Source organism: Streptomyces sp. NPDC093221 (assembly GCF_044753885.1).
In the GTDB taxonomy this organism is placed as follows: domain Bacteria; phylum Actinomycetota; class Actinomycetes; order Streptomycetales; family Streptomycetaceae; genus Actinacidiphila.
The window spans coordinates 1,261,222-1,274,205 of record NZ_JBIVOA010000002.1; the positions used below are offsets into that span (position 1 = coordinate 1,261,222).

A 12,984-nucleotide genomic window follows, 5' to 3' on the forward strand; every position below is an offset into this window, starting at 1 on the left:
TCGGCGTCCGCGCCGGGGGTCGTCACTTGCCGTCTCCCTTGGCGGACTTGGCGAGTTGGTCCGCGAGGTCCTTGTCCGCCTTCTTGATCTCGCGCACCGCGGTGTCGGCCATCTTCGACAGCCCCTCCAACTGGCTGTCGATCTCCTTGCGGCCGTCCTTCCAATTGTGCTCGAAGCTGTCGAGTGCCCCCGACACCTTGTCCGAGCCCAGCTTGGCCTCGTACGAGTTGAAGAGTTTCCGCGTCCCGTTCATGGTCGTCCGCACGGAGTCCAACGTCCGCGCGAAGTCCTCAAGTCCGGTCAGATCGACCGCGAGCCGATCCGGAGCCCCACCCATCCGATCCCCCTCCCCACGTCAGGTCGTCCGCTCCAACAATCCCACTGTTCCGCCGCCGGGCGGCGCGGCCGTGACCCGCAGCAGGTCGTCCTCGGGGTCGAGGACGAAGCCCGCCGACGTCAGCACGGCCGCGAGCGCCGGGCTCATGGCCTGCTCGATCTCTCCGAAGCGCTGCATCGTGCCCGCGGCCTCGTCCCGCGCCGCGACCGCCCGGTCCGCGGCCACGGCGAGGCTGGGGTGCGGGCGCCAGGACACGACGACGCCGGGGTCGTCGTCGTCCAGCGCGTCGATCTCCACCTGCGCCCCCCGCGCCACCAGCCGGTGCCCCCCGGCCGCGACCGGCAGCCCGGCCAGCTCCAACTCGTCCCGCACCTGCGCGGCGAGCCGCCGCATGGCCGCCATCGTCTGGTCACTGGGACCCCGCACGCCCACCCGCGAGTCAGTCGGCATCGCGGGGCCAGGCCGGGGAGTCGCGGGGCGGGGCGGGGCGGACGTGCCAGTGGGTGCGGTCCGCTTCCGGTTCCCAGTACGGCACATCGCCCTCGTAGTACAGGCCGTAGGCCCAGTGCTCGGGGTCCTCGTGGCCGAGGAGGTCGGGGCCTGTCGCCAGGTCCTGCCCGCCCCACGCCTGGTTGACGCGGGCCACCGCCTCGGCGCGCGACAGGCCGAACAGGCCGACCAGCTCGTCGGTGATGTCCCGCAGGGACTCCAGCGCCTCGGGAGACGTCGGCATGATGAACTCGTCCTCGGACACAGCGCCTCCCTCAGCGCACCAGTGAACGGGTGAACAGGTCGGCCGCCTTCGAGCCGAAGACGGCGATCTGATGCCCGTCGAAGACCCCCGCCGCGCCCTTCCGGAACGCCTTGAGGTTCAACAGCATGGGCCCTTCGACCAGTTCGTAATTGTGCATGGCCCCGCCCATACGGTTGTGCCGGATGAAGTTGGCCAGCTCGTCGCTCGTACCGTTGAAGACCTTACTTCTCAGGGCCTCCAGCTCACTCTTGGGCACCTTGAAGTGCACCACTTCGGGGACGTCGCCAGAGCGGCCGGCCAGGATGCGCGACCACTTCTGCGCCTGTTCGAGGTCGTTGGTGACATAGAAGCCGCCCTTGCCGAAGTCCATCGCACGGGTGCTGAACGTGGTGTCCACGCCGTTGGCGAGGATGCCTCGCAGACCGCCGCCCGTGGTGCCGTGGTAGAGGTCGACCAGGCACTTGCCCTTGAGGCCGCGCGGGTCGGACCAGTTCAGCGGATTGAGGACGTAGGCGTAGGGGTCGGTGCCCGCGTCCAGGCCCAGCGGGTCCGGGCTGAGATAGCGGGCCGTCTCGGGGTCGTAGTAGCGCTCGTAGTTGTAGTGGAGCCCGCTCTCCGCGTCGTAGTACTGCCCGGGGAAGCGCAGCGGGCAGTCCGCGGCGTCGTCACGGCCGCCGTCCCCGCCGCCCCACAGGGCCGGACCCGGCCGCCGCCACACCACGACACCGTAGAGATCGACCATCTCGGTCGGCGTGCCGATGAGGTCGGTGACGATGGCGTGGAAGCGCTCGTCGACCTCCCCCGGCGACAGCTCCGCGCTCCCGGCCGGCCGCTCGGAGTCCGTCGTCCGGACCGTCTGGGCGATCGGGACGTCGTCGTCACCGTAGTCCCAGGTCACGGTGGTCCCGTCGGAAGTCCGCTCCGCCAGGCGGGTGCCGTCCCAGGTGAAGTCGGTGTGCCGGTCGGCGTCCCCGGCGTCCGACACGCGCGTCTTCGCGATCCGGCGGCCGAGCGGGTCGTAGCGGTACCGCCAGGTCTCGCCGTCCGGCGTCCGCAGTTCCGTGAGCCGGTCCGCCGCGTCCCATGAGTAGTGCCAGGCCCGCCGCCCGCCGGACAGCAGCCTGCGCACGCGCTGGACGATCCGGCCCTGCGCGTCGTGGACGAAGGTGCTCCGCCCCACCGACCGGACCCGGGGCCCGGCGTCGTACGTGTGCGCCGCCTCGTCGTCCCGGCTCGCGCCGACCCTGGACGAGCCGAGAGCGCCGCGGGCGTCGTACGCGTACGACTCGCTCCAGTCGGCCCCCGTCACGGCGGTCACCCGTCGACGGCTGTCGAGCCCGAACCGCACCGCGGCGCCGTCGAAGTCCGTCACGCCTTCCAGATAACCGTCGATCGTGTGCTCGTACGTCCGGGTCGTCGGCCGGCCGTCGGCGCCGCGGGTGACGCTCAGCGCGGTGGCCCGCGCCTCGTCCCGCCAGTCCCAGGTCAGGGTCAGGTCCGCGCCGATCCGGCGGACCGACTCGCGACCGGCGGCGTCGTAGCCGATGTCCACGGTCTGACCGCCGACCTCCCGGCGCGTCGGCCGGTTCCCCGCGCCGTAGGTCCAGGTGCTGACCGCCCCCGCGGGCGTCCGGCGCCGCGTGCGTCGGCCCAGTGCGTCGAACCACGACCTGAGCTCGCGCCCGTTGACCCGTTCGGCCAGGACCCGTCCAGCCGGGTCGAGTTCGAAGGACACGTCCGCGGCGGGCCCGACGGCCCGGGTCATGCGGCCGAGCACGTCGTACTGGAACTCGGTACGTTCGGCGTCCGCCGTCTGCTCCACGACATTGCCCAGGACATCGCGCCGGAAGGCGATGGACTGTCCCGCCCCGTTGACCCGCTCCGTCAACTGCCCCGCTTCGTCGTAGCGGTAGGTGAGTGACCGCCCGGCGAAGTCCGTCTCGGCCGTCAGCCGTCCGGCCGCGTCGTAGGTGTAACTCCACCGGTCGCCACCCGGATCGACGACGGAGGTGAGCCGCAGTTCGGAGTCGTACATGAACTCGTAGCGGGAGCCGTCGGGTTCGGTACGTGCCGTGCACAGGTCGAAGTGCGTGTTCTCGTACCGGGTGACGCCACCGGTCGCCGACCGGTGCTCCGCCAGGCTGCCCTCGACGTCGTACGTCCACTCGTCCACGGCGCCGTCCGGTGTCACCCGCCGGGCCAGCCCTCCCTCCGGCGTCCACGCCAACCGCGTGACCGCGCCCGTCGCGTCGCGGCTGAGGGTCACCCGCCCGAACGCGTCCCGTTCGACCTCGGTCACCGCGCCGGTCCCGTCCGTCACGGTCAGCGGAAGTCCCGCCGCGTCGTTGACGACGGTCTGCTGCACCGTGCCCAGCCCGTCGATCACGGCTTCGAGCGCCCCGCGCGCGTCGTAGCGGAACCGCGTCGTCACGCCCAGCGGGTCGGTGGCGGACACCTGGTTCCCGAACTCGTCGTACGTGAAGCGCGCCGTCGACCCGTCGGCGTGGGTGACCAGGACCGGCCGGCCGAACGCGCCGTATTCGACCTGAGTGGTGGCCCCGTCGGGGCGTGCGGTGAGGGTGACGTTCCCGGCCTCGTCGTAGCGGAACCGGGTGGTCCGGCCGAGTTCGTCGGTGCGGCTCAGCAGGCGTTCCCCGACACCCGGCGCCGGGTCCCAGTCGAAGGAGGAGGTGTGTCCGAGCGGATCGGTGATGCCGGTCAGCTGGAACGCCTCGTTGAAACGGTATTCCGTCGCCTCGCCCAGCGAGTTGGTGGCGACCGTCCGGCCCTCCTGCGGCGCGTACGCGTAGGAGTAGTCGAGGATCCCCTCCGAGCCGTGGGCGCGGACGCAGCGCCCGCCGGCGTCGTACTCGTAGGTGTACGTGGTCTCCCGGCCGTCCCGCCAGCCGGTGACACGGCGCTGGTCGTCGTAATACAGCGAGAACGCGCCGCCGTTGGCGTCCACCGTCCGGTTCAGATTGCCGCGGTCGTCGTACCCGTACGTGACCAGGCTCGGCTCGCGCGTGTCGCTCAGCAGCCGCATCGCCGTGATCCGGCCGTCCCGTGTCTCCACGCCGACCCGGTAGCCGCCGGAGCTTTCCACGGTGAGCGGGACACCGCCCGGTGTGTAGGTGACGTCGACGGTGTTCCCGTTGCGGTCCACCGTGCGGCGCAGCAGCAGTTCCGCGGCTCCCTTGCGCGGGAAGAAGTGGTGCGTGGTCCCCGACTCCGGCAGGTGGACGGTCATCCCGTCGGCCGGGTCCCCGTTCCACCGCAGCGGCCAGAGCGGCCCCACCACCGGAAGAACGTCGGTGTCGGGCTGCGGGACCGGGTAATGGGTGACGGTCCCGTCCTCCTTGATGAACCGCACCCCCTCGTCGTCGAGGATCAGCCGCATGTCGAGCACCGACGACCAGGACGGGCCGAGCCAGCGACCGCCCCGGAAGGTCGACCGGTGGTGCCGTTCCACCACGACCGGCAGAATCCCCGGCAGCCTGAAGTCCGTTGCCGACATGACCACTTGCCCGGTGGCCACGTCCACGGGGTCGCCGCACGTGATGAGCTTCTGGAACTCGCGGCCCATCTCCCGCAGACCGGTCACGCCCTTGCGGACGCTGTTCGCGATGTTCTCCAGGGCCTTGCCGGATTTGAGGAGGGCGGGGAGTTCGCGGGCCATCTTCAACAGGCCGCCGGCGGTGGTGAGGCCCTTGAACATCGGGATGCAGTCCAGCGCCGCGAACAGCACGTCCCACAAACTGGCCTGGCCCTTGAGGTACTTCATGACGGTGTCGGCCAGGACCAGGACGGCGGCGGCCAGGACCAGCCACGCCAGCGGGCCGCCGATGATCAGCACGACGATGCCCAGCACCGCGACGATCACCTTGCAGACCGCGATGATGTCGTCCCAGTGGTCCGCGACCCAGTCGACCGCCTTCTCCCACCAGTGCTTGTTCCTGATCCCCGCGTCCGACGCCTCATGCAGCGCGTGCTGCGCCGTCGACGCCGCATCGTCCCGCAACTGGGCCGCGTCGGCCGCCAGCTGCTTGGCCGCATCCAGCTTCGCCTGCGCGCTGTGGACAGCCGTCGAGGCGGTGGTGTGGGCGCTCTGAGCGTCCGTGGCATTACGGGCCGCCGCACGCACCTCCTCCGCCGACGGCGGCGGCACGTCCGGCTTCGGGTCCTCCTGGTACGACGTCGACTTGTCCTGCGCCCGCTTCACCCACGCATCGGCGTTCGTGAGCTGCGACCGGGCCGTGTCCAGTTCCTGGCGGGCGGTGCGCCCCTGCGCCAGCGCCCGGTCCGCGTCACCCTGCGCGGTCTCCAGCTTCGGCCAGTAGTCGTCCAGAGCCCCGGACGCGAGGCGGTAGGACCGCTCCAGCTTGTCCAGCTCACCCGGCAGATCCCCGAACTGCCGCCGGTACGCGTCCCCCGACAGACCCGCCCACTCCTGCACCACGGTGTCACCGCTCAGACCCCGCACCGACCGCAGCGCCGAGGCGACATCATCAGCGAAATCCCCCAGCTTCCGCGCGAGTTCCCTCACCTCGAACGGATCACCCGGCACCGGATCCCGGTCCAGATCCAGCACATCCCAATCCGTCGGACGAGCCATCGCCAGACACCCCCGCCCCCGTACGACAACCTCGACTCAACGCATCATGCCCACTGGGACGGTGCGCGCAAGGGGGCCGGTTCCCTGGGGCCCGGGGAGCGGGGTCAGATGAGGTCGACCTTGGCGCTGGGCGGGAAGCCGACGCGGCGGGCGAATTCGGCGATGCCGGTGAGCTGGTCGCGGCCGAGGGAGAAGTCGAGAGTGGTGAAGTAGCGGCGGAGCAGGTCCTGGTCGAAGGACTCCCAGCGGGCGGCCTGTTCCGCGACCTTCTCGACCTCTTCGAGGGAGAGGTCGCGGGAGGCGAGGAAGGCGCGGTGGACGTCGCGGACAGTGTCGGGGCGGGCGGTGAAGTAGTCGCGGCGGGCGGCCCAGATGGCGAAGACGAAGGGCAGTCCCGTCCAGTCCTTCCACATCTGGCCGAGGTCGTGGACCTCAAGGCCGAGGCGGGGCGCGTCGTGGAGGGAGGCGCGCAGGGCGGCGTCGCCGATGAGGACGGCGGCCTGGGCCTCCTGCATCATCAGCGAGAGGTCGGGCGGGCAGCGGTAGTAGTCGGGCGTGACGCCGTACCGCTCGGTGAGCAGGAGTTCGGCGAGGCGGACCGAGGTGCGGCTGGTGGAGCCGAGGGCGACGCGCTGGCCGTCGAGGCGGTCGAGCGGGAGCTGGCTGACGATCACGCAGGACATGACGGGGCCGTCGCAGCCGACCGCGATGTCCGGGAGGGCGACGAGCTGGTCGGCGTGCTTCAGGTACTCCATGAGGGTGACCGGGCCGATGTCGAGGTCGCCCTCGACGAGCTGGGCGCTCAGCTTCTCCGGGGTGTCCTTGGTCAGCTCCAGGTCGAGCAGCGCGCCCGTTCTGGCCAGGCCCCAGTAGAGGGGGACGCAGTTGAGGAACTGGATGTGGCCGACCCGGGGGCGGGTCCGGCCGCTTTCGGCGTCACGCTCAGAAGTGTCCACCTGTCGGACGCTACTCCTGGGTCGGGGCCGTACCGCGCCGGGGGGCTTCGGGGTGTCCTCGCGGTGACGGTCGCGGGACGCCCGCGCCGACCGCCCCGAGACGGTCGGCGAACCGTCCCGCGCCGAGCGCCGCGAGACGGTGGGGGAACCGCCGTGGGACCGCCGTACGGGCCGCCCTCGGCCCTCCCCCGGCACCCCCTCCGCGACCCCTTCCACGGGCTCGAAAAGACCGATCTTGAGACCCTTCCCCGGCCTCGACCCTGCGTGCTACGCTCATCGCAAGTTGCAGTTTGGTTTCCCTTGCAGTACAGAGCCTGCGGAGCATGTAACCCGCAGGCTTTTGTAGTTTTCAGACTTCGCAGTTGCAGGTTCTGGAGCAGGGCAACCCTTTGGGCCCAAGGAGGGCTTTATGGCTACCGGAACCGTGAAGTGGTTCAACGCTGAAAAGGGCTTCGGCTTCATCGCCCAGGACGGCGGCGGCCCGGATGTCTTCGTTCACTACTCCGCGATCAACGCCTCCGGCTTCCGCTCCCTCGAGGAGAACCAGCCGGTGACTTTCGACGTCACGCAGGGCCCGAAGGGTCCTCAGGCGGAGAACGTCACCCCCAGCTAGTCCTTGGACTAGCTCAAGGGTAGAGATCACATCGCCCGAACCTGCAGTACCAAGGGGCCCCGCACTTCCGTGCGGGGCCCCTGCCTTTTACGGGTCAGCGAGGCCGCTTCCGGTACAGCTCCTCGATCTCCTCCGCGAAGTCCCGCGCCACCTTTGAACGCCTCAACTTCATCGACGGCGTGAGATGTCCGCCCTCTTCGGTGAATTCCACCGGAAGCACCCGGAATTTCCGGATCGACTCGGCTTGTGACACCGAGGAGTTCGCGTCGTCCACCGCCTTCTGGAGTTCCGCCAGCAGCTCCGGATCGTCGACGAGCTGGGCGGGCCGCAGCCCCTCCTTGTGGTGCATCCGCTGCCAGTGCCCGAGGCCGTCCGCCTCCAGGGTCAGCAGCGCCGCCACGAAGGACCGGTTGTCGCCGACGACCATGCACTGGCCGACCAGCGGATGCGCCCGCAGCCGGTCCTCCAGCGGCGCCGGGGCGACGTTCTTGCCGCCCGCCGTGATGAGGATCTCCTTCTTCCGGCCGGTGATCGTCAGATAACCGGCCTCGTCCAGCGCCCCGATGTCCCCGGTCGGGAACCAGCCGCCCCCGGAGTCCTGTCCGGGAGGTGCCACGGCCGGCCCCGGTACGCCGCCGGGCGCGTTCCAGTACCCGGCGAAGATCTGGCCGCCGCGCAGCAGCACCTCGCCGTCCGGCGCGATCCGTACCGCCGTGCCGGGCAGCGGCCAGCCGACCGTGCCGAGCCGGGGGCGCAACGGCGGGGTCACGGTGGCCGCCGCGGTCGTCTCCGTCAGGCCGTACCCCTCGAAGACCATCACGCCCGCGCCCGCGTAGAAGGCGGCGAGCCGCTTGCCCAGCGGTGATCCGCCGCAGATCGCGTACCGCACCTTGCCGCCGAGCGCGGCGCGTATCCGCCGGTAGACCAGCGGGTCGTACAGCGCGTGCGCCAGCCGCAGTCCGAGCGAGGGGCCGCCGCCCGCACCGGCCTGCCGGGCGACGACGGCCTCCCCGTACCGCTGCGCGATCCCGGCGGCCCGGTCGAAGGACGCCGCCCGGCCGATCTTCTCCGCGGTGGCGCGGCCGGTGTTGTAGACCTTCTCCAGGACGTACGGGATCGCCAGCAGGAACGTCGGACGGAACCCGGCCAGGTCGGCGAGCAGGTCCTCGGTCGCGATGCTCGGCGCGTGCCCGAGGCGTACCCGGGCGCGCAGGCAGCCGATCGCGACCATCCGCCCGAAGACGTGCGAGAGCGGCAGGAACAGCAGCGTCGAGGCGGGCTCCTCGCTCACCGAGGTGAACACCGGGTGCAGCAGCTCGATCGCGTTGTCGACCTCGGCGAAGAAGTTGCCGTGCGTCAGGACGCAGCCCTTCGGGCGGCCGGTGGTGCCCGAGGTGTAGATCAGCGTCGCCACCGACCCGGGCGTCAGGGTCGCCCGCCGCCCCTCCACCAGCGCGTCCGGCAGCGTCCGGCCCTCCGCCGTGAGCTGCGCCAGGCCGCCCGCGTCGAGCTGCCACAGATGCAGCAGGTCCGGCAGCCCGCGCCGCTCCCCGCTCACCAGGCGGCTCTGCTCCACGTTCTCCACGACGCACGCCGCCGCGCCCGAGTCCGCCAGGATCCACGCCGTCTGGGACGCGGACGACGTCGGGTAGATCGGCACCGTGATCAGGCCCGCCGCCCAGGCCGCGAAGTCCGTCAGCGTCCACTCGTACGTCGTCCGCGCCATGATCGCCAGCCGGTCGCCCGGCTTCAGCCCCGCCGCGATCAGGCCCTTCGCGACGGACACCACCTGGTCCCTGAACTCCCGTGCCGTGACGTCGTGCCACTGGGCCCGGACGTCCTTCCTGCTCAGCACGGGGTCGTTCGGGGCCTCCGCCGCGTTCGTGAACGGGATGTCGGCCAGGCTTCCCTTCTGCGGCGGCGGTACGAGGGGCGGGACCCCGGCCTGGACGACTCGGTCGCCGTCCTTGAGGGTCTCGGGTTCCCCGCTGGTACGTGTCGGCATGCTGCGGCTCCAGACGTGGTGAGGGTTTCCCCCTGCCGGGGGGGTGAGCAAGGCGCTGTGCCGGCGGAACCGTCTTTCGTCAGCGGACCGCGGGTCAGGGGCGCTCCAGGACGGCCGTCACGCCCTGGCCGCCGGCGGCGCAGACGGAGATGAGGCCGCGGCCCGTCCCCCCGCGCTCCGCGAGGAGCCCGGCGAGGGTGGCGACGATCCGGGCGCCGGTGGCGGCGAAGGGATGCCCGGTGGCGAGGGAGGACCCGGCGACGTTGAGGCGGGCGCGGTCGACGGCGCCGAGGGGGCCGTCGAGTCCGAGCCGCTCCGCGCAGTAGTCCTTGTCCTCCCAGGCGGCGAGCGTGGCGAGGACCTGGGAGGCGAACGCCTCGTGGATCTCGTAGAAGTCGAAGTCCGCGAGGCCGAGCCCGGCGCGGGCGAGCATGCGGGGCACGGCGTAGGCGGGGGCCATCAGCAGCCCCTCCTCGCCGCCGACGTAATCGACGGCCGCGGTCTCGTACGCGGTGAGGTAGGCGAGCGGTTCGAGCCCGCGCTCGCGCGCCCACTCCTCGGAGGCGAGCAGGACGACGGCCGCGCCGTCGGTGAGGGGCGTGGAGTTGCCCGCGGTCATGGTGCCGTCCGGGCCGCCGTACACCGGGCGGAGCCCGGCCAGTTTCTCGACGGTGGAGTCGGGCCTGAGGTTCTGGTCGCGGTCCAGGCCGCGGTACGGGGTGACGTACGGGTCGAGGAAGCCGCGGTCGTACGCGGCGGCGAGGTTGCGGTGGCTGGCGGCGGCCAGTTCGTCCTGCGCCTGGCGGGTGATGCCCCAGCGCTCGGCGGTGAGCGCGGCGTGGTCGCCCATGGACAGGCCGGTGCGGGGTTCGGCGTTGCGCGGGACGTCGGGCGCGAGGTGCCGGGGCCGTACGGCGGTCAGCGCGCGGGCCCTGGCGCCGGCGGACTTGGCGCGGCGGGCGGCGAGCAGGATACGGCGCAGGTCGTCGTTGACGCCGAGCGGCGCGTCGCTGGTGGTGTCGGCGCCGCCCGCGATGCCGGAGTCGACGACGCCGAGGGCGATCTTGGCCGCGACCGCGAAGACGGCCTGGAGGCCGGTGCCGCACGCCTGCTGGATGTCGTACGCGGGGGTCGTCGGGTCGAGGACGCTGCCGAGCACGGTCTCGCGGGCGAGGTTGAAGTCGCGGCTGTGCTTGAGGACGGCGCCCGCGGCGAACTCGCCGACGCGTTGGCCGCGCAGGCCGGTGCGGTCGGCGAGGCCGTCGAGGGCGGCCGTGAGCATGTCCTGGTTGGAGGCGGTGGCGTACGGGCCGTCTGAGCGCGCGAAGGGGACGCGGTTGCCCGCGACGACGGCGACACGGCGGAGGGTCTGCATGCGATCTCCCAGGGCTCCCCGAGGGCGGCTCGGGGCTCTTTGCCGAAGCCCCGGGCTCCTTGCCGGAACCCAGGGCTCTGTGCTGGACCTCAGAACTCTGTGCTGGACCTCAGAACTCTTTGCTGGAACGGTGACTCACCAGTAGCCTTACCGCCGGTAAACTTACTCCAGAGTAAGGAGAAGGCCAATGGCCGATCGCTACCTTCGTCTGACCGGCACGGCCCCCGGCCGCTTCCTCACCCGCCGCCTCGGCCTGCCCCAGCCGACCCCGCTGCTGCGCTGGTCCGCCGAGCACCCCCGACTCGACGGTCCCGTGCTGCGGTTGACGGCGGGCGAGGCCGTACCCGCTCCGGCTCCCGCGTCCGCCGCTCCGTACGCCGCCGTCGTCCTCGACGCCACCGGGATCGCCGAACCGGCCGGGCTCGGCGCCGTGCACGCCGCCCTGCACCCGCTCGTACGGTCGCTCGCCGCCTGCGGTCGGATCGTCGTACTCGGCGCGCGTATCGACCCCGCCGACCCGCACCAGGCCGCCGCCCAGCAGGCGCTCGAAGGCTTCACCCGCTCCCTCGGCAAGGAGGTCGGCCGGGGCAGGACCGTACAGCTCGTACGACTGGCGCCCGGTGCCGACGCCGAGGCCGCGCTGGGGTTCCTGCTGTCGCCGAAGTCGGCGTACGTCAGCGGGCAGGTCATCGAGGTCGGCCCGGCGGTGTCCGGGACGCAGGCCGCCGCGCGCGAGGGCGCGCGCGTCGCGCTCGTCACCGGCGCGGCCCGCGGCATCGGGGAACAGGTCGCCGCGACGCTGGCCAGGGACGGCGCGCACGTCGTCTGCCTCGACGTGCCGCAGGCCGCGGACGCGCTGGCCGCCGTCGCCGCCCGGCTCGGCGGCAGCGCGCTGCCGCTGGACATCACGGCGCCGGACGCGGGCGAACGGATCGCCGCCGCGGCCCCCGACGGCCTCGACGTACTCGTCCACAACGCGGGCATCACCCGTGACCGCAAGCTCGCCAACATGGCCGCCGACCGCTGGGACCCGGTCCTGGACGTCAACCTCGGCAGCGTGCTGCGCACCACTGACCACCTGCTGAAGTCCGGCGCCCTCAACGCCCACGGCCGGATCGTGGCCACCGCCTCCATCAGCGGCATCGCGGGCAACGCGGGCCAGACCAACTACGCCGCGTCCAAGGCGGGCGTCATCGGCTTCGTCCGCGCCCTGGCCGCCGTCCCCGAGGTGCGCGAGCGCGGCATCACCGTCAACGCCGTCGCCCCCGGCTTCATCGAGACGCGGATGACCGCCGCCGTTCCCCTCGTCATCCGCGAGGCGGGCCGCCGGATGAACTCCCTCGGCCAGGGCGGCCTTCCCGTCGACGTCGCCGAGACCGTCGCCTGGCTCTCGGCCGCGGCCTCCGGGGGGATCACCGGGCAGGTCGTCCGCGTCTGCGGGCAGTCCCTGCTGGGGGCCTGACCATGGCCCTCATGCTGACCCTCGGCCGGGGCGTGGTGACCGGCATCGGCAAACGGCCCTCCGCGACCGCCCCCGTGCCGCCGGTCCGGCTCACCGCGCCTGCCGTACGCGTCGACCCGGCGCGGCTCGCCGCCTACGCCTCGGTCTGCGGCTTCCCCGCCTCCGGCGCGGGCCCGCTCCCGCTCACGTACCCGCACGTCCTCGGCTTTCCGCTGGCCGCGCGGATCATGGCCTCCCGCGCCTTTCCGCTGCCGATGCTGGGCCTCGTCCACACCTCGATCTCGCTGGTCTCCCGCGCGCCGCTGACCGCCGCCGACCGGCCCGACATCACGGCCTACGCGGCCGGGCTGCGCGGGCACCGGCGGGGTACGGAGGTGGAGCTGGTGACGGAGGCGCGGGTGGACGGGGAGGTGGTGTGGGAGGACCGCAGCACGTATCTGGCCCGGCATGGGGGCGGGGCGGGGGGCGGCTCGGCTTCTGGGGGTGTTGGCGGGGGCGGGGGCGGCGACCGGGCGCCGTTGCCCGTGGTGGGCGAGTGGCGGTTGGCCGCCGATCTCGGGCGGCGGCATGCCAGGGTGTCGCGGGACTACAACCCGATTCACCTTTATCCGGTGACGGCGCGGATGCTGGGGTTTCCGCGGGCTATCGCGCATGGCATGTGGACGGTTGCGCGGTGTGCTGCCGAGGTTCCGGAGGCGGAGGGGCTTGAGGCCGTCTTTCACGCGCCGGTGCTTTTGCCTGGGACTGTCACGTACGGGGCTGCCGGCGGGGCCTTCGAGGTCCGCTCGCCCGGGCGTCTCCATCTCACCGGGGTCGTCTCCGGCCCGTAGGTTCGTTGTCTTTGTCTTGCCCTACGGGCCGGGCGGGGCG

10 protein-coding genes are annotated in these 12,984 nt (G+C 72.1%); 3 read left to right on the forward strand and 7 right to left on the reverse strand.

Annotated features, from left to right (window positions below):
- Positions 1-22: 22 nt before the first annotated feature.
- The 5 genes from ACIQCJ_RS11610 to ACIQCJ_RS11630 all read right to left on the reverse strand — a co-directional run bounded on the left by ACIQCJ_RS11610 (position 23) and on the right by ACIQCJ_RS11630 (position 6,659).
- Positions 23-337: a hypothetical protein gene (locus ACIQCJ_RS11610; RefSeq protein WP_355340480.1), complete on the reverse strand. Its 315-nt coding sequence runs from the start codon at positions 335-337 to the stop codon at positions 23-25.
- Positions 338-355: 18 nt separating this feature from the next.
- Entirely contained in the window at positions 356-763 is a 408-nt protein-coding gene (locus tag ACIQCJ_RS11615) for a hypothetical protein (RefSeq protein WP_355340483.1), read from the reverse strand.
- Positions 764-776: 13 nt separating this feature from the next.
- Positions 777-1,091 (reverse strand): hypothetical protein, encoded by a 315-nt coding sequence (locus tag ACIQCJ_RS11620; RefSeq protein ID WP_402711238.1) that lies wholly within the window; start codon positions 1,089-1,091, stop codon positions 777-779.
- 10 nt (positions 1,092-1,101) lie between these two features.
- Positions 1,102-5,703 (reverse strand): RHS repeat-associated core domain-containing protein, encoded by a 4,602-nt coding sequence (locus ACIQCJ_RS11625; protein ID WP_402711239.1) that lies wholly within the window; start codon positions 5,701-5,703, stop codon positions 1,102-1,104.
- A 104-nt stretch (positions 5,704-5,807) separates the two neighbouring features.
- Positions 5,808-6,659, reverse strand: coding sequence for a menaquinone biosynthesis protein (locus ACIQCJ_RS11630; RefSeq protein ID WP_355340492.1), 852 nt, complete (start codon positions 6,657-6,659; stop codon positions 5,808-5,810).
- Between the two features lie 409 nt (positions 6,660-7,068).
- Here ACIQCJ_RS11630 and ACIQCJ_RS11635 point away from each other — a divergent pair, with 409 nt between their 5' ends.
- Positions 7,069-7,272 (forward strand): cold-shock protein, encoded by a 204-nt coding sequence (locus tag ACIQCJ_RS11635; protein WP_330793863.1) that lies wholly within the window; start codon positions 7,069-7,071, stop codon positions 7,270-7,272.
- Positions 7,273-7,366: 94 nt separating this feature from the next.
- Here ACIQCJ_RS11635 and ACIQCJ_RS11640 read toward each other — a convergent pair whose 3' ends face one another.
- Positions 7,367-9,277, reverse strand: a complete 1,911-nt coding sequence (locus ACIQCJ_RS11640; RefSeq protein ID WP_402711240.1) for an AMP-dependent synthetase/ligase — start codon at positions 9,275-9,277, stop codon at positions 7,367-7,369.
- 94 nt (positions 9,278-9,371) lie between these two features.
- The gene (locus ACIQCJ_RS11645) at positions 9,372-10,652 is read right to left on the reverse strand and encodes an acetyl-CoA C-acetyltransferase (protein ID WP_402711241.1); all 1,281 of its coding nucleotides are present in this window, start codon (positions 10,650-10,652) and stop codon (positions 9,372-9,374) included.
- A 187-nt stretch (positions 10,653-10,839) separates the two neighbouring features.
- Between ACIQCJ_RS11645 and ACIQCJ_RS11650 the strand changes: the two genes are divergently transcribed.
- On the forward strand, positions 10,840-12,114 hold the full coding sequence (locus tag ACIQCJ_RS11650; RefSeq protein ID WP_355340503.1) for a 3-oxoacyl-ACP reductase: 1,275 nt from the start codon (positions 10,840-10,842) through the stop codon (positions 12,112-12,114).
- An 11-nt stretch (positions 12,115-12,125) separates the two neighbouring features.
- Entirely contained in the window at positions 12,126-12,944 is an 819-nt protein-coding gene (locus ACIQCJ_RS11655; RefSeq protein ID WP_402711242.1) for a MaoC/PaaZ C-terminal domain-containing protein, read from the forward strand.
- The last annotated feature ends 40 nt before the right edge of the window (positions 12,945-12,984 follow it).